The organism is Streptomyces sp. NPDC048671 (genome assembly GCF_055587045.1).
The window spans coordinates 410,073-425,789 of record NZ_JBVJHB010000003.1 but is presented as its reverse complement, the minus strand read 5'-3'; the positions used below and the strand labels follow the sequence as shown (position 1 = coordinate 425,789).

The window sequence follows — 15,717 nt, the reverse complement described above, 5'->3', positions numbered from 1 at the left end:
GCCGGAGTCGAGCAAGGGGGTGCTGCCGGCGCACTGCTCCGCGGAGCTCTTCGCCCCGTCCGAATCAGGTGCGGTGTCGCACTCGTTGTCGCCGCGAGTGACGTTAGTGACGGGACAGAAGATTTGGCAGTGTGAGATTTTCTTCACGGCAGGCAAGTTCTTCTTGCCCGGCATACGGCGACCGCCGTACCGTCCCCCGCATGCCTGCCGACGAACACGCAACGGCCCCGCCCACCCTGCGCCAGCGCCGCCGGGCCGCCGCCACCCGGGAGATCCTGGACGCGGCCGAGCGCCACATCACCGAGAACGGCCCCGCGGCCCTGTCCCTGCGCGCGGTCGCCCGGGACCTGGGGATGACCGTGCAGGCGCTCTACCACTACTTCCCGAGCCGGGAGGCTCTCGTCACCGAGCTCATCACCAAGGCGTACGGCGACTTGGCCGATGCCGTGCAGGCTGCCGTCGACACCGAGCCGGACGACCCGGCCCTGCCACGCCTGGTGATCGCGGCCGAGGGCTACCGCCGATGGGCCGTCGCCCACCCCGAGCGCTTCCAGCTTCTCTACGGAACGCCGCTGCGGGACTACGCGGCACCCGTCGACGGCCCGACCACCCGGGCGATGCGCCGGATGAGCGCGATCTTCGAGCGCGAGATGTTCGACGGGTTCAGCGAGGCGCAGCTCGCCGCCGCCGAGACCCCCGCGCTCTCACCCGGGCTCCGGGCGCATCTGGAACAGCTGCCGCACTACGGTCTGGGACATCTGCCGCCCCCCGCGACCGCTCTCCTGATGAGCGCGTGGGGGCACCTGAACGGCCTTGTCATCCTGGAGGTGTTCGGGCACGCGGCCTTCCTCGGCGACCACCAGGCCGAGATCTTCCGCATCGCGATGCGGAACCTGCTGGACGATGTCCGCCGACAGATCCCCGTGATCAGTACGCGTCAGTAAGCTGGCCCGATGACGTCGATCAAGCAGGTCCAGGTCACCTTCGACTGCGCGGAACCCGAGCGCGTCGCTCGCTTCTGGTGCGAGGTGTTGGGGTACGTCGTACCGTCGCCGCCGCAGGGGTTCGCCACGTGGGACGATTTCGACCGCTCGCTGCCGCCCGAGCGTCAGGGTGCGGCGTTCGTCTGCCATGACCCCTCAGGTGTGGGCCCGCGGCTGTTCTTCCAGCGCGTTCCCGAAGGCAAGGCCGTCAAGAACCGGGTGCATCTCGATGTCCGGGTCGCCACCGGGCTCGTGGGCGAGGAGCGCGTCGCCGCGCTGGAGGCCGAGTGCGCACGACTGCTCGCGTTCGGCGCGGTGCGCGTGCAACTCCTGCGTGCCGACGGCTACGACGAGTCGTGCCTCGCGATGCAGGACATCGAGGGCAACGAGTTCTGTCTCGACTGACGGGCCGCGTCTGGGGCAGGACACCCCGGTCCGGACGGGGACGCCACCGACTGCGGCGCCGGGTGGTTCACACGTGGCCCGCGCGAGGACCGGCGGTGGACCCCGCCGAGGCGAGGAACGGTTCCAGAAGGGCGAGCAGTTCCTCGGGGCGGTGCAGCGTAACTACTGTGGGAGGGCCAAGACCGCACTTCTGCCACAGGTGGTGAGCCCCAGGTGACCTCCTCGACGCCGCCTCCCCCTCATGGGGATCGTGGAGATCTGTTCAACCCGCAGTGTCCGACCCGCCGTCTGCTCGACCGGATCGGTACGAAGTGGACGTCCATGGCCATCAAAGTGCTGGCGGAGGCGTCCCCGGGGGAGGTCCGCTTCGCGGAACTGCAGCGCCGGATGACCGGCGTCTCGCAGAAGATGCTCTCGGTCACCCTTCGAGGGCTGACCCGTGACGGCCTCGTCGGCCGTCGGGTGGAGGCGACCGTGCCGCCGCGCGTGCACTACCGGCTCACCCCGCTCGGCCTGACGCTGGAACAACCGCTGGCCATGCTCCGTGCGTGGGCCGAGGAACACATGGCCGAGGTGGACCGTGCGAACCAGTGCGGCCAGGAAGAGACGGCCGACCGCTGACACAACCGGAATCCGCGGCCGGGTTCGCTGAGTGAACGCCTCGGTCGGATGGGGGCGGTCAAGCGCTGTCCTGTCTCAGTGAAGTCAGTCGCCGGGGGCGGGGCTGACCTGGCTGGACTGTCTTCCGTGAGACAGCGCGGACCTCGGTGCCGGGGTGTCAGGCGGGTGGCTCACGTGGGCTGATGTGGCCCGCGCTACGAGCGGCTTGGTCGACCTTCAGCGAATGGGGACAGGCGTTCGGCGACGAAGTCCTCGCCACCGCCATCCTCGGCCGACTCCTTCACCACTGCGATGCCATCTCTATCAACGGCCCCAGCTACCGGCTCAAGAACCGGCTCGCAGCCATCGAACGCGGCACAGACGCGAAAAGACAGCCCGTCTCAAACAGTCTGGTCGACGCAGGCCAGCAGTGGTGTGACCCACCCGAGGGCGAGGCGGTGACTCCCTGCGGGCTCACTCACGGCTGGAGAGAGGAGCGCGTAGCTCCACCCGGAGTCGGATGGACGTGTCGACGGGCAGTCCCAAGCCGGCGTGGCGAAGATCCTTTGAGTAGCGTGCGATGAGGTCCAGATCCCGTAGTTGCCGCTGCAACTCGGAGGTGAGCGCCTCGTCCGTGTCGACGGGGAGTTCGTCTTCTTCCTGATCAGCCAGGTACTGAAGGTGTTGGTCGATCGCCTCAACTGCCCGGTCGCTGTTCCAGACGGCGAATTCCTGACAGGTGAACAGGTAGGCATGTGCGGCATACAAGGTCGCCGCTGCGGCAGACTCGTCCGCGTCGTCCGGCCCGTCCTGGCCGTCGTTGTGGCAGTACTCGCTGAGCATGTACTCGCCGACACCGCGCTTGACCACCGAGAACGCCGTCGAGTCGCCCAGGACCCCCTCCCACACGGAATTCAGCAGCGGTCGCAGGCTCACGGTGAACGGCGCCTGCTCGTCCTCCGGCAGTGCCTCGTGCCGGCTCATCAGGCGTTCCGCGATGCTGGCGGCGAACACGCCACGCTCGCCGGACGACACCGCCTTCAGCCGCTCTTCCACCAGCGCCGAAAGCTCCTGCCACGTATCCATTCGAGCCACCCCAGAGTCGCGATTCCAGCGTGCCCACGCTGGCCAGGGCGATCATCGCAGTCACCGGTGACAACTCCACGCACGAGCCCCCAGCAGCCTCCGCGCTCAATCGGCGAGGGCTGCCTCCCGCCCGGCAGGTGTCTGGCGGACCAGATCATCGGAGACGCCGAGCGGACCGGACCAGATCATTTGAGACTGGAACCAGATCGACTGAGACGGGACGGTCAAGCGCGCCCCGACATGACCCTTCCCCGGCGATGTACTAGAGTTATCTCGACATCGAGATATATGCCGAAGGCGCACAGCGGGCCGCCGCACGGTGAGGGCTACCTAACTAAGCCTTACCTTAGCGGATGGCCGGGTGGCTGTAGGCAGCACCACGCGGCGCCCGCCGTAGTGAGGCGCGGCGCGGAGTTACGCGCACATTGATGAAGGAGACTGTCGTGTCGGCGAACAGCTTCGACGCCCGCAGCACGCTGCGCGTGGGCGACGAGTCGTACGAGATCTTCAAGCTGGACAAGGTCGAGGGCTCCGCGCGCCTCCCTTACAGCCTGAAGGTGCTGCTGGAGAACCTGCTCCGCACGGAGGACGGCGCGAACATCACCGCCGACCACATCCGGGCGCTCGGTGGCTGGGACTCCCAGGCTCAGCCCAGCCAGGAGATCCAGTTCACGCCGGCCCGCGTGATCATGCAGGACTTCACCGGTGTGCCGTGTGTCGTGGACCTCGCCACCATGCGTGAGGCCGTCAAGGAGCTCGGCGGTGACCCGGCGAAGATCAACCCGCTCGCCCCGGCCGAGCTGGTCATCGACCACTCCGTCATCGCCGACAAGTTCGGCACCAAGGACGCGTTCGCCCAGAACGTCGAGCTGGAGTACGGCCGCAACAAGGAGCGCTACCAGTTCCTGCGCTGGGGCCAGAGCGCCTTCGACGAGTTCAAGGTCGTCCCCCCGGGCACCGGCATCGTCCACCAGGTCAACATCGAGCACCTGGCCCGCACGGTCATGGTCCGTAACGGCCAGGCGTACCCCGACACCCTCGTCGGCACCGACTCGCACACCACCATGGTCAACGGCCTCGGCGTGCTGGGCTGGGGCGTCGGCGGCATCGAGGCCGAGGCCGCGATGCTCGGCCAGCCGGTCTCCATGCTCATCCCGCGCGTCGTCGGCTTCAAGCTGACCGGCGAGCTCCCGGCCGGCACCACCGCCACCGACCTCGTGCTGACCATCACCGAGATGCTCCGCAAGCACGGTGTCGTCGGCAAGTTCGTCGAGTTCTACGGTGAGGGCGTCGCCGCCACCTCGCTCGCGAACCGCGCCACCATCGGCAACATGTCGCCGGAGTTCGGCTCCACCGCCGCGATCTTCCCGATCGACGACGAGACGCTGAAGTACCTGCGCCTCACCGGCCGCGACGAGCAGCAGGTCGCGCTCGTCGAGGCGTACGCCAAGGAGCAGGGCCTCTGGCTCGACCCGGCCGCCGAGCCGGACTTCTCCGAGCGGCTGGAGCTCGACCTCTCCACGGTCGTCCCCTCCATCGCCGGCCCGAAGCGCCCGCAGGACCGCATCGTCCTCGCCAACGCCTCCCAGCAGTTCGCGCAGGACGTCCGCAACTACGTGGACACGGTCGACGAGACCGGCAAGGAGTCCTTCCCCGCCTCCGACGTTCCGCCCAACACGCCGGACGACGGGCCGCACATGCCGGTCACCGTGATGGCCCCCGACGGCTCGACGTACGAGATCGACCACGGCGCCGTCGCCGTGGCCGCGATCACCTCCTGCACCAACACCTCGAACCCGACCGTCATGGTCGCGGCGGCGCTCGTGGCGAAGAAGGCGGTCGAGAAGGGTCTCTCCCGCAAGCCGTGGGTGAAGACGACACTGGCACCCGGTTCGAAGGTCGTCACCGACTACTTCGACAAGGCGGGCCTGACCCCCTACCTCGAAAAGCTCGGCTTCAACCTCGTCGGCTACGGGTGCACCACCTGCATCGGCAACTCCGGCCCGCTGCTGGACGAGGTCTCCAAGGCGGTCAACGACCACGATCTGGCCGTGACCTCGGTGCTCTCCGGCAACCGTAACTTCGAGGGCCGTATCAACCCCGACGTCAAGATGAACTACCTGGCCTCCCCGCCGCTGGTCGTCGCCTACGCCATCGCCGGTTCGATGAGGGCCGACATCACGCGGGCCGCCCTGGGCACCGACCAGCAGGGCAAGCCGGTCTACCTGAAGGACATCTGGCCGACCGAGGCCGAGGTCAACGACGTCGTGGCGAACACCATCGGCGAGGACATGTTCAACAAGTCCTACCAGGACGTCTTCGCAGGCGACGCCCAGTGGCAGGCGCTGTCCATCCCCACCGGCAACACCTTCGAGTGGGACTCCGAGTCCACCTACGTGCGCAAGCCCCCGTACTTCGAGGGCATGACGATGGAGACGACCCCGGTCGAGGACATCACCGGCGGCCGCGTCCTCGCGAAGCTGGGCGACTCGGTCACCACCGACCACATCTCCCCGGCCGGTGCGATCAAGGCCGACACCCCGGCCGGCAAGTACCTCACGGAGAACGGCATCGAGCGCCGTGACTTCAACTCCTACGGCTCGCGCCGTGGCAACCACGAGGTCATGATCCGCGGCACGTTCGCCAACATCCGCCTGCGCAACCAGATCGCGCCGGGCACCGAGGGCGGCTTCACCCGCGACTTCACCCAGGCCGACGCGCCGGTCTCGTTCATCTACGACGCCTCGCAGAACTACCAGGCCGCCGGCACCCCGCTCGTCATCCTGGCGGGCAAGGAGTACGGCTCCGGCTCGTCCCGCGACTGGGCCGCCAAGGGCACCGCGCTCCTGGGCGTCAGGGCCGTCATCGCCGAGTCCTACGAGCGCATCCACCGCTCGAACCTCATCGGCATGGGCGTCCTCCCGCTCCAGTACCCGGAGGGCGCGACCGCCGAGTCCCTCGGCCTCACCGGCGAGGAGACCTTCTCCTTCACCGGCGTGACCGAGCTGAACAACGGCACCACCCCGCGCACCGTCAAGGTCACCACCGACACCGGTGTGGAGTTCGACGGCGTCGTCCGCATCGACACCCCCGGTGAGGCGGACTACTACCGCAACGGCGGCATCCTGCAGTACGTGCTCCGCAGCCTGATCCGCAAGTAGGGCCGGCAGGCAGTACGGCGAGAGGGCCGCATCCCCGGCGACGGGGATGCGGCCCTCTCTCATGTCCCGGTGCGCACGTTCCGGCTCTCATCCGCCGGGTGGAACATGTCCGCGCGGAACTGCCGAGTGGCTCAGAAGAGGAACTTGTAGCTGTTCCAGCCGCTCGTGCCGACCTTCACCTTGGCCGCGTACGGGGCGGCGGCCTTGCCGGTGCCCTTGTACAGGTAGAGCTCACCCGCGGCGTTCCGGGCGAGGAGGTCGGTCCGGCCGTCCTCGGTGATGTCACCCGTGGAGACCAGCCGGTTGTACTGGTTCCAGCCGCTGCCGATCTTGGTGCGCTTGGCGAACGGCGCCTTCTGGTCCCCCGTGCCCTTGTACAGCCACAGGACACCGGACTTGTCGCGGGCGACGACGTCGTTCTTGCCGTCGCCGGTCAGGTCGCCGTTGCCGGCGATCTCGCTGTAGATGTCCCAGCCGTAGCCCACCTTGATACGGGCTGTCACCTTGCCGGTGCCGTAGCCGAGGTAGACGTAGAGGTCACCACCGGGCGTGCGGGCGAGGATGTCGCCCGCGACGGCGCCGCCGATGTTGCCAGGGGAGACCAGCTTGTCGTAGATGTTCCAGCCGTAGCCGGCCTCGACCGGCTTGTCGGTGTTGAACTTCAGGAAGCCGAGGTTCCCGTTGTTCTCACGGAACCAGATGCCGTCGCTGTCGCCGCTGCTCTTCTGCGTGTTGGCGACCTGGAGCATGGCGTTGACGCCCGTCCAGCCCGATCCGTTGAGGCTGCGGGCGGTGAGACCGCCCTTGAGGTTCGACCTGTAGGCGTACGCGGTCCCCGCGGAGTTGACGCCGAAGAGGGCGAAGTTGGGGGCGACGGCCGCAGCCGCCTTCGTAGCCGCGGCGGACGGCTGCTGCGCCGCGCTGATCGACGGCTGCGGGGAGTCTGCGGCCACGGCGGAGGTGCCGGTGGCGACGAGGGCGGCGGTGAGCGCCGCGGCTGCCGCGCGAGCGGCTGTGCGCTTGTGGTTACGGCCAGCGGTTTCGGCCACGAAGTACTCCATGGATCGTGATCGGTCGTGGCCCGCCACGAGTTGACGGCGGGCCACGGATTCAGCCGAATCGTGTCACGATTTTGCGCACGAAACCTGCTCTTTTGGTCAGAAGAACAGGCGGTAGGTGTTCCAGCCCGACGTTCCGATGATTGCCTTGGGCTTGTACGGGGCGGCGGCGTTGCCGGTGCCCTTGTACAGGTAGAGCTCGCCGGCGGCGTTCCGGGCGACCAGGTCCGCGATGCCGTCCAGGTCGATGTCACCGGGGGCGAACAGGGCGTTGTACTGGTTCCAGCCGCTGCCGATCTTGGTGCGCTTGGCGTACGGGTCGTGCTGGTTGCCGGTGCCCTTGTAGAGCCACAGGACACCGGACTTGTCGCGGGCGACGATGTCGTTCTTGCCGTCGCCGGTCAGGTCGCCGTTGCCGGCGATCTCGCTGTAGATGTCCCAGCCGTAGCCGACCTTCATGCGCTTGGTGACGGTGCCGTCGCCGTAACCCAGGTAGAGGTACAGGTCGCCCTTGGCATCGCGGCCGAGGAGGTCGCCGCCCTCGGCGCCGCCGAACTGGCCGGGGGACACCAGCTTGTTGTAGATGCCCCAGCCGTAGCCGATCTTCTTCGCCGCGGAGTTGTCGTTGGCGTAGTAGTGGATGTCGCCGTTGGTGCTGAGCTGCCAGCGGCCGTCCGCGACGTTGTCGGCGTTGTTGTCGACCCGGCCGAGGAACTTGACGTCCTTCCAGCCGGTGTCGAGCTGGACACGCTTCTCGAGGCCGCCGTCACCGGACGGGGTGTAGTAGTACGAGGTGCCCGCGCTGTCCAGACCGGCGAGGCCGAACATGGGCGCGTCACCCGGCTCTGCGGCGAAGGCGGCGGTACCGGTGCCGACGAGGGCCGCGGTTATCGCGGCGGCGGCGAGACGGGCGGCAGCCCGTCCGGGCCGACGGCCAGAAGTCTTGGCCACGTGTGTTCTCCATGGGTGGTGGGACGAGGCGTGACGCGCCGCGGGATACGGGGACACGCCACGGAATTGAGGGTGATCCTTTCACGAGTCCCTCACGTGTCCAAGGGTTTGGCGAAATGATGCCACCGCGACATCTTCGCCCGGATATGCGGGTGTTGTGGGATCGGACGAGGTCAGGAAGGGGATACGGGCAGGCCGTCGTCGGGCCGGGGAGCCCGGCCGTGGCCGGGCGGTGAATGCCGTGCGACCGGATCGTCACATCCCGCGGCGAGCGGCAGCCGCTCCGGACATGTGCGCGGCGTCGGCGGGCGAGGCCCTACGCTCGAAGGCCTGATGAAGATCCATGCCACCCCGACCGGCACCAAGGCCGGAACCGAGTCCGTGCGCCGCCACAACCTCGGCCTCGTCCTGCGTGCCGTACTGGAGGAGGGCGAGGTGACCAGGGCCCGGGTGGCGAGCCGGGTCGGGCTGACCCGCGCCGCCGTGTCCTCGCTCGTCGAGGAGCTGCTGTCCCTGGGCCGGCTGACCGAGTCCGGCAAGACGTTCAGCGGCAGCGCCGGCCGCCCCGGCACGGTGCTGAAGGTGTCGGACACCGGTCCGGCCGGGCTCGGCGTCGAGATCAACATCGACTACGTATCGGTCTGCGCGGTCGGGCTCACCGGCACCGACCGGGTCCGGGTCACCGAGCACATCGACAACCGGAACACCCCGCCGGCCGAGGTGCTCGCCCACGCGGCCCGGCTCACCAACCGGGTCATCACCTCGACCGGCGAACAGGGGCTGCGGGCCGTCGGCGTCGAGCTGGCGCTGCCGGGACTGGTCTCCGGCGGCATGGTCCGCAAGGCGCCCAACCTGGGCTGGTACCGGATCGCGGCCGAAGGCATCTTCGGCCAGGCCCTCAGCACGCTGCGCCCGGCGGGCCGGGCGCTGGCGGTCAGCTCGGACAACGAGGCCAATCTGGCGGCGCTGGCCGAGCTCTGGTTCGGTGCCCTCGGGGGCGGCGGCTGCTTCCTCTACCTCACCGGCGAGATCGGCGTCGGCGGTGCGCTGGTGCTCCACGGCGAACTGCTGCGCGGCGCCCATGGCTTCGCCGGCGAGGTGGGGCATGTGGTCGTCGATCCGCAGGGCCCGCTGTGCGGGTGCGGGGCGCACGGCTGCCTTGAGCAGTACGCGGGTCAGGCGGCGCTGCTGCGGGCCGCCGGGATCGACCCGGCGGCGGGCGTGCGCGGCCTCGTCGAGCTGGAGAGGCCGGCTCGCGCGGGCGAGGCGAGGACGCTGGAAGTGCTGCGGGCGGCGGGGGACCGGATGGGCCTGGTGCTGTCCGGCGCGGTCAACCTCTTCGACCTGGACACCGTCGTGCTGGGCGGCATCTACCGCGATCTGATGCCGTGGCTCGCGGACGCGGCGCAGGCCCAGCTCGCCGACCGGGTGGTGTCGGGGCGGTGGCACGGCAACGGCAGCGGACTGCGGGCCTCCTCGCTCTCCGGCGACGCGGCCAGGGGCGCGGCCGCCCGGGTGGTGCGCGGGGTCCTGGCCGACCCGGCGGCGTACGCGGCGCGCTGACCCGCTCCGGGGCGCGCAGAAAGCCGCCCCGCCCGCCGTCCGGCGGGCGGGGCGGCTTTCTGCGCGCCCCGGGCTATCCCCGGTGCGCCGCGATCAGCCCCTGGTACCAGCGGTAGCTGTCCTTCGGCGTGCGCTCCTGCGTGTCGTAGTCGACCCGGATGACGCCGAACCGCTTCGCGTACCCGAGCGCCCACTCGAAGTTGTCCAGCAGCGACCAGACGTAGTAGCCCCGGACGTCCACGCCCGCGTCCATCGCCGCCCGCAGCGCCGTCAGATGGGTCCGCAGATAGTCGACCCGGTCCGTGTCGTGCACCGAGCCGTCCGCGTCCACGGTGTCGAACTCCGCCGAGCCGTTCTCCGTGATGTGCACCGGCGGCAGCGCGTCCCCGTAGGTCTGCTTCAGCGCGGTCAGTAGATCGGTGAAGGACTCCGGCACGACCGGCCAGCCCATCGCCGTCTTCCGGACACCCCGGTACTCGCCCTCGCTGTACCGGTTGTCGGTGGCGACGCGCAGCGCCGGGTCCGCCTCGCGGTGCGGGGCGGCGGCGATCACGATGGGGCGGTAGTAGTTGACGCCCAGGAAGTCCATCGGCTGGGAGATCAGCTCCAGGTCGCCCTCGCGCCGGAAGTCCTGCGCGGTGATCAGCTCGCCCCAGGTCTCCTCCTCGGTCGCCGGGTAGCGGCCCGCGAGGATCGGCTCGGTCCACACCAGGTTGTGCTGGGTGTCCGCGCGGACGACGGCGGCCAGGTCCGCGTCCGACTCGGTGGCCGGGACGTTGCGGTCGAGGTTGAGCGTGATGCCCGCCTCGCGGACCCCGGCCGCCCGCAGCTCCTTCATCGCCAGGCCGTGGCCGACCAGCAGGTGGTGCGCGGCGGCCAGCGCGCCGCGCCCCTCCTTCGCGCCGGGCGCGTGCCGGCCCACCGAGTAGCCGAGGAACGCGCTGCACCACGGTTCGTTGAGCGTGATCCAGCGCGGCACCCGGTCGCCCAGGTGCTCCGCCATGATCCCGGCGTACTCCCCGAACCGCTCCGCGGTCTCGCGCACCCGCCAGCCGCCCCGGTCCTCCAGGGCCTGGGGCAGGTCCCAGTGGTAGAGGGTGGCGGCCGGTTCGATGCCCGCTTCGAGGAGCGAGTCGACGAGCCGGGAGTAGAAGTCCAGCCCCTTGGGGTTGACCGCACCGCCGCCGGCCGGCTGGACGCGCGACCAGGCGATGGAGAAGCGGTACGAGTCCACGCCCAGCTCGCGCAGCAGCGCCACGTCCTCGGGGTAGCGGTGGTAGTGGTCGCAGGCGACGTCACCGGTGTCACCACCGTCGGTCTTCCCGGGCGTGTGGCTGTAGGTGTCCCAGATGGACGGCCCGCGGCCGTCCTCCCGCGCGGCGCCCTCGATCTGGTACGAGGCCGTGGCCGCGCCGAAGACGAAGCCGGGCGGGAACACGGGGAAGTCAGTCATGAAAAACGCAGTCCTCACTTGACCGAGCCGCCGGTGATCCCGGCGGCGATGTACTTCTGGGAAAGGACGAGCAGCACGGCCGCCGGGATCGCCGACAGCACGGACGCCGCCATGACGGAGCCCCAGTCGCCGACATGGGCGCCGATGTACTGGTAGATGCCCAGCGTGATCGGCTTGACGTCGTCCGTGGTGTTCAGCGTCAGCGCGAACATGAAGTCGCTCCACGCGTACAGGAACGAGAACAGCCCCGCCGTGATGAGGGAGTTGCGGCTCATCGGCAGCACGATCCGCACGAAGGTGCGGAAGCGGCCCGCACCGTCGACCTCGGCCGCCTCGATGACCTCGCGCGGGATGGACACCATGAACGACCGCATCAGCACGATCGCGAACGGGATGCCGAGCGAGGCGTCGGCCAGCATCAGTCCGGCGTAGGAGTTGACCAGGCCCATGTCCACGTACGCGCTGTACAGGGCGTTGGCGATGACGATGCCCGGCACCATCTGGGTGATCAGGGTGCCGAAGACGATCGTCCTGGTGCCGCGCAGCTTGAACTGGGCGAGCCCGTAGGCGGCGGGTGCCGAGACGGCCAGGCAGATGATCACCGCGCCGAGCGCGACGGCCAGCGAGGTCAGCAGGTTGCGGCCCTGGTCGGTGATGGCCGAGCGGAAGCCCGACAGGTCCAGGCTGTGCGGGAAGGGGCTGACCTCCAGCAGTCCGGACGCCGGCTGGAGCGCGGTGTTCACCATCCAGTACAGCGGGAACAGCATCACGCACAGCACCACGACGCCGAAGGCCATGGCGCCCCAGCGCCGCTTCGGCCGGCCGGTGAGACGCGTGGGGGCGGCGGGGGTACGCACAGTGCTCGCCATGCCGGTCACTTCCCCTCGTTGCGGTTGGCCCGCAGGTAGAACACCGCGAAGACGGCGGAGATCAGGATCAGGATGTTGCCGACCACGGCGCCCGCTCCGAAGTCCAGCTGGACGAAGGAGTTCTGGTACGTGAGGGTGCCCAGGGTCTGCGTGGAGTCGGCGGGCCCGCCGTCGGTGAGCGCCAGGATCAGGTCGAGGATCTTCACCGTCGACATGAAGCCGAGCACCAGCACCACGGTGATGACGGGGCGCAGCATCGGCAGCGTGATCGAGCGGAAGGTCCGCCAGGCCGAGGCGCCGTCGAGCGAGGCGGCCTCGTACAGCTCCCTGGGGACCTCCTGGAGGCCGCCGTAGAGGATCACCATGTTGAACGGGATGCCGATCCAGATGTTCACCAGGATCACCGAGATCAGCGCCATGCTCGTGCTGGTCAGCCACGGGGTGTCGCCGCCGACGCCGATCGTGCCGAGGAAGGAGTTGAGGACGCCGGTGTCCTGGTCGAGGATGCGCCGCCAGACGACACCGGAGACGACCATCGGGACGAGCCACGGCAGCAGGATCAGCGACCGCAGGATCCCGTTGAGCGGGAAGCGGCGGCTGAAGAACACCGCGAGACCCAGACCGACGCAGAACTGCCCGATCAGCGAGCCGATGGTGAACAGGACGGTGTGCCAGAGGGCCTTGCCGAAGAGCTCGTCGTTGAAGACGTTGCTCCAGTTGGCCGTTCCGTTGAACGGGGACTCGCCCGTGAAGAACGTGGACGGCGAGTAGTCCTGGAAGCTCATCACGATGTTGCGGACGAGCGGGTAGCCGAAGAAGAGCGCCATGAAGATCACGGCGGGGGCGATGAAGCCCCACTGGGCCAGGCGCCTGCGGCGGCGGACGCGTGCCGGGTTCGGCGGCTTCGTGACCGCGGTGGCCGGGAGCGCCGGACCGGCGGCTGCGGAGGCGGTGGTGGTCGACATTGCTGTACCTCAGTTCCCGCTCGTGGCGCGCTGCTGGGCGCGCTTGAGGGCGGCCTCGCTCGACTCGCCGGTGAGGGCGGACTGGAAGGCGCTCTGGAGCGCGAGGGAGACGGACGACCAGCCCGCGCCGAGCTTCGCGGTACGCGAACGGGCGGTGGCGACCTGCTCGGAGAGGGCGGCCAGCTCCGGGACCTTCTTGCGCCACACCGCGGCGGCCTTCTCGTTGGCCGGGACCATCCAGCTGTTGAGCGCGTAGGTGATCTGCTCCTGCTCGCCCGCCATACAGCCGATGATCTTCGCCGACATCTGCTCGCGGGCGCTGTCACCGGTGTTGGGCACGGTCAGAATCCCGCCGCCCAGCGGACCGACCGAGTCGTCCCCGGCCTTCGGGACCGGGATCTGGGCGATGCCCCAGTTCAGCCCCTTCTTGGAGTTGAGGGTCTCCACCTGCCAGGGGCCGTTGATCATCATCGCGGCGTTGCCCGCCATGAACTGGTCGTTCACATCGGCCTGGGTCCAGTTGACCGTCGACTTGGACAGCGAACGGTCCTTGAGCAGGCCCTTCCAGTAGTCCAGCGCCCCGGCCACCTGCGGGCTGTCGAGCTTCGTCTCGTCGCCGCCGTTGGACCACATGAACGGGGTGAACTGGAAGACGCCGTCCTCAGCGCCGCCCGCGCTCAGCGCCAGTCCGTACCGCTTGCCCTGGGTGAGCTCCTTAGCCGTCGACCGCATCTCGGCCCAGGTGGCGGGCACCTCGAGACCGGCCTTGTCGAGGATGTCCTTGTTGTAGAACAGCGCCAGGGTGTTCACCGTGCGCGCCGCGCCGTAGTACGTCCCCTCGTACGAGCCGAAGTTGACGATTCCCCGGGGGATGTCGGTGGTGGTCAGCCCGAGGTCCTCCAGCGGGATCAGGCCGCCGGCCTCGGCGAACGTCGGCATCTCGGAGGCGTCCAGCTGAAGGACGTCGGGCAGCGACTTCGAGGACGCCATCCGCAGGGCCTTCGTCATCACCTGGGCGGCCGGGACGCTCTGCTGCTCGATCTTCACCCCGAGCTGCTTGCCGCACCGGGCCAGCGTCTGGGCGTCCCAGCGGTGGTAGGACTCGTCGGTCGACGAGTTCATGACGGTGTACACGTCCGGGTCCCGCTGCTGCCCGCAGCCGGCCAGCACGACGCCGCCGACCAGCGCGGAGACGACGGTGAGCGGAACGATGACCCGCCGGTGGTGACGACGGCGCCGTTGGCGCAGGCCGTCCGGGGAAGGTGCTTTCACGATGGTGCCCTTGCGTGAGAGGGGTGCCGGCCCGGGGGGACCACTGTGTCCCGACGGGATGAGTCCGTCCGCCCGGGTACGGATCCGGCAGGCCCGCACCCGGGGAGTCGGGGGTGCCCGGCGGTCCGCCGGGCACCCCGGAGGCGTCAGCCGACGCCGAGCAGGTGCTCCATGGCGAGCTGGTCGAGCGCCTCGAACGCCATCGAGCGCTCGGCCGCGCCGTCCACGTCGAACTCCTCGTACGCGGAGCGGTCGGCCAGCAGCCCGGCCACGCCGTCGGCGGCGGTGGGCTGCGCCAGCTGGTCCAGCCGGGAGGCGGCCAGCGCCTCCTTGACGGCCGGGTCGGCGCGGAACGCCAGCGCGCGCTCCTTGAGGATCAGGTAGTTGCGCATGCAGTTTTTCGCGGACTCCCAGACCCCGTCGATGCCGTCGGTGCGCACCGGCTTGAAGTCGAAGTGCAGCGGGCCGGTGTAGTCCGAGCTCTCCAGCAGGTCGACGAGCCAGAAGGCCTGGCGCAGGTCGCCGGCGCCGAAGCGGAGGTCCTGGTCGTACTTGATGCCGGACTGGCCGTTGAGGTCGAGGTGGAAGAGCTTGCCCGCCCACAGTGCCTGTGCGATGCCGTGGGCGAAGTTCAGCCCGGCCATCTGCTCGTGGCCGACCTCGGGGTTCACTCCGTACATCTCCGGGCGCTCCAGGCGCTCGATGAAGGCCAGGGCGTGGCCGACGGTCGGCAGCAGGATGTCGCCGCGCGGCTCGTTCGGTTTGGGCTCGATGGCGAACCGGAGGTCGTAGCCCTGACCGACGACGTACTCGCCGAGCAGGTCGAACGCCTCCTTCATCCGGTCCAGCGCGACCCGTACGTCCTTGGCCCCGCCGGACTCCGCCCCCTCACGGCCGCCCCACGCCACATACGTCCCGGCGCCCAGCTCGACAGCGAGGTCGATGTTGCGGATGACCTTGCGCAGCGCGAACCGGCGCACGTCACGGTCGTTGGACGTGAACCCGCCGTCCTTGAACACCGGGTGCGTGAACAGGTTCGTCGTCGCCATCGGAACCTTGAGACCGGTGCGGTCCAGGGCGTCCTTGAAGCGCGTGACGATCGCGGCGCGCTCGGAGTCCGTCGAGCCGAACGGGATCAGGTCGTCGTCGTGGAACGTCACACCGTGCGCGCCGAGTTCCGCGAGGCGCTCGACGGACTCGACCGGGTCCAGGGCGGGACGGGTGGCGTCACCGAAGGGGTCGTTGCCGCGCCAGCCGACAGTCCAGAGTCCGAAGGTGAACCTGTCGGCGGGGGTGGGGGTGAAGCGGTTCGACATTCTGCTGCCTCTTGTCGACATGCCCGGACGGCTGG

Annotated in this window: 13 protein-coding genes and 1 pseudogene; 6 read left to right on the top strand and 8 right to left on the bottom strand. The window is 69.3% G+C overall.

The genetic code is table 11. From position 1 onward, the window contains the following. Positions 1-200 precede the first annotated feature (200 nt). The 4 genes and pseudogenes from ACZ6S6_RS08810 to ACZ6S6_RS08795 all read left to right on the top strand — a co-directional run. Positions 201-944 carry a TetR/AcrR family transcriptional regulator gene (locus ACZ6S6_RS08810; RefSeq protein WP_362962816.1) on the top strand — a complete coding sequence of 248 codons (744 nt, stop codon included), beginning with the start codon at positions 201-203 and terminating at the stop codon, positions 942-944. A 9-nt stretch (positions 945-953) separates the two neighbouring features. Beyond that, on the top strand, positions 954-1,388 hold the full coding sequence (locus ACZ6S6_RS08805; RefSeq protein ID WP_362962818.1) for a VOC family protein: 435 nt from the start codon (positions 954-956) through the stop codon (positions 1,386-1,388). Positions 1,389-1,601: 213 nt separating this feature from the next. After that, on the top strand, positions 1,602-2,009 hold the full coding sequence (locus ACZ6S6_RS08800; RefSeq protein ID WP_362962820.1) for a winged helix-turn-helix transcriptional regulator: 408 nt from the start codon (positions 1,602-1,604) through the stop codon (positions 2,007-2,009). 212 nt (positions 2,010-2,221) lie between these two features. Next, a pseudogene (locus ACZ6S6_RS08795) lies at positions 2,222-2,362 on the top strand (ATP-binding protein); the annotation flags it as partial. A gap of 100 nt (positions 2,363-2,462) precedes the next feature. Here ACZ6S6_RS08795 and ACZ6S6_RS08790 read toward each other — a convergent pair. Continuing rightward, entirely contained in the window at positions 2,463-3,074 is a 612-nt protein-coding gene (locus ACZ6S6_RS08790; protein WP_362962822.1) for a hypothetical protein, read from the bottom strand. Between the two features lie 443 nt (positions 3,075-3,517). Between ACZ6S6_RS08790 and acnA the strand changes: the two genes are divergently transcribed. Further along, the gene (gene acnA, locus ACZ6S6_RS08785; protein WP_362962824.1) at positions 3,518-6,235 is read left to right on the top strand and encodes an aconitate hydratase AcnA; all 2,718 of its coding nucleotides are present in this window, start codon (positions 3,518-3,520) and stop codon (positions 6,233-6,235) included. Between the two features lie 131 nt (positions 6,236-6,366). On the opposite strand, the gene ACZ6S6_RS08780 is transcribed toward acnA, so the two are convergent. Together ACZ6S6_RS08780 and ACZ6S6_RS08775 are read right to left on the bottom strand one after the other, a co-directional pair. Further along, entirely contained in the window at positions 6,367-7,284 is a 918-nt protein-coding gene (locus ACZ6S6_RS08780) for an FG-GAP repeat domain-containing protein (protein WP_362962825.1), read from the bottom strand. A gap of 108 nt (positions 7,285-7,392) precedes the next feature. Continuing rightward, entirely contained in the window at positions 7,393-8,244 is an 852-nt protein-coding gene (locus tag ACZ6S6_RS08775; RefSeq protein WP_362962827.1) for an FG-GAP repeat domain-containing protein, read from the bottom strand. A gap of 333 nt (positions 8,245-8,577) precedes the next feature. Here ACZ6S6_RS08775 and ACZ6S6_RS08770 point away from each other — a divergent pair, with 333 nt between their 5' ends. Beyond that, the gene (locus tag ACZ6S6_RS08770; protein WP_469704448.1) at positions 8,578-9,807 is read left to right on the top strand and encodes an ROK family protein; all 1,230 of its coding nucleotides are present in this window, start codon (positions 8,578-8,580) and stop codon (positions 9,805-9,807) included. Positions 9,808-9,880: 73 nt separating this feature from the next. On the opposite strand, the gene ACZ6S6_RS08765 is transcribed toward ACZ6S6_RS08770, so the two are convergent. From ACZ6S6_RS08765 to xylA, 5 genes are all read right to left on the bottom strand, one after another. After that, the gene (locus ACZ6S6_RS08765; protein WP_362967494.1) at positions 9,881-11,260 is read right to left on the bottom strand and encodes a GH1 family beta-glucosidase; all 1,380 of its coding nucleotides are present in this window, start codon (positions 11,258-11,260) and stop codon (positions 9,881-9,883) included. Between the two features lie 14 nt (positions 11,261-11,274). Continuing rightward, positions 11,275-12,129, bottom strand: coding sequence for a carbohydrate ABC transporter permease (locus ACZ6S6_RS08760; protein ID WP_362967496.1), 855 nt, complete (start codon positions 12,127-12,129; stop codon positions 11,275-11,277). Positions 12,130-12,134: 5 nt separating this feature from the next. Beyond that, a complete protein-coding gene (locus tag ACZ6S6_RS08755) occupies positions 12,135-13,094 on the bottom strand; it encodes a carbohydrate ABC transporter permease (RefSeq protein ID WP_362967498.1) in 960 nt (319 codons plus the stop codon). A gap of 9 nt (positions 13,095-13,103) precedes the next feature. Then, complete coding sequence (locus ACZ6S6_RS08750) at positions 13,104-14,366, bottom strand: ABC transporter substrate-binding protein (RefSeq protein ID WP_469704447.1); 1,263 nt, start codon at positions 14,364-14,366, stop codon at positions 13,104-13,106. A 146-nt stretch (positions 14,367-14,512) separates the two neighbouring features. Beyond that, positions 14,513-15,682 (bottom strand): xylose isomerase, encoded by a 1,170-nt coding sequence (gene xylA / locus ACZ6S6_RS08745; protein ID WP_469704446.1) that lies wholly within the window; start codon positions 15,680-15,682, stop codon positions 14,513-14,515. Between the last annotated feature and the right edge of the window lie 35 nt (positions 15,683-15,717).

Excerpts from the sequence above, each read along its gene's own strand:
- ACZ6S6_RS08810 (WP_362962816.1), top strand. The coding sequence starts at position 201 with ATGCCTGCCGACGAACACGCAACGGCCCCGCCCACCCTGCGCCAGCGC.
- ACZ6S6_RS08805 (WP_362962818.1), top strand. The coding sequence starts at position 954 with ATGACGTCGATCAAGCAGGTCCAGGTCACCTTCGACTGCGCGGAACCC.
- ACZ6S6_RS08790 (WP_362962822.1), bottom strand. The coding sequence starts at position 3,074 with ATGGATACGTGGCAGGAGCTTTCGGCGCTGGTGGAAGAGCGGCTGAAG.
- ACZ6S6_RS08770 (WP_469704448.1), top strand. The coding sequence starts at position 8,578 with ATGAAGATCCATGCCACCCCGACCGGCACCAAGGCCGGAACCGAGTCC.
- ACZ6S6_RS08765 (WP_362967494.1), bottom strand. The coding sequence starts at position 11,260 with ATGACTGACTTCCCCGTGTTCCCGCCCGGCTTCGTCTTCGGCGCGGCC.
- ACZ6S6_RS08760 (WP_362967496.1), bottom strand. The coding sequence starts at position 12,129 with ATGGCGAGCACTGTGCGTACCCCCGCCGCCCCCACGCGTCTCACCGGC.
- ACZ6S6_RS08755 (WP_362967498.1), bottom strand. The coding sequence starts at position 13,094 with ATGTCGACCACCACCGCCTCCGCAGCCGCCGGTCCGGCGCTCCCGGCC.
- xylA (WP_469704446.1), bottom strand. The coding sequence starts at position 15,682 with ATGTCGAACCGCTTCACCCCCACCCCCGCCGACAGGTTCACCTTCGGA.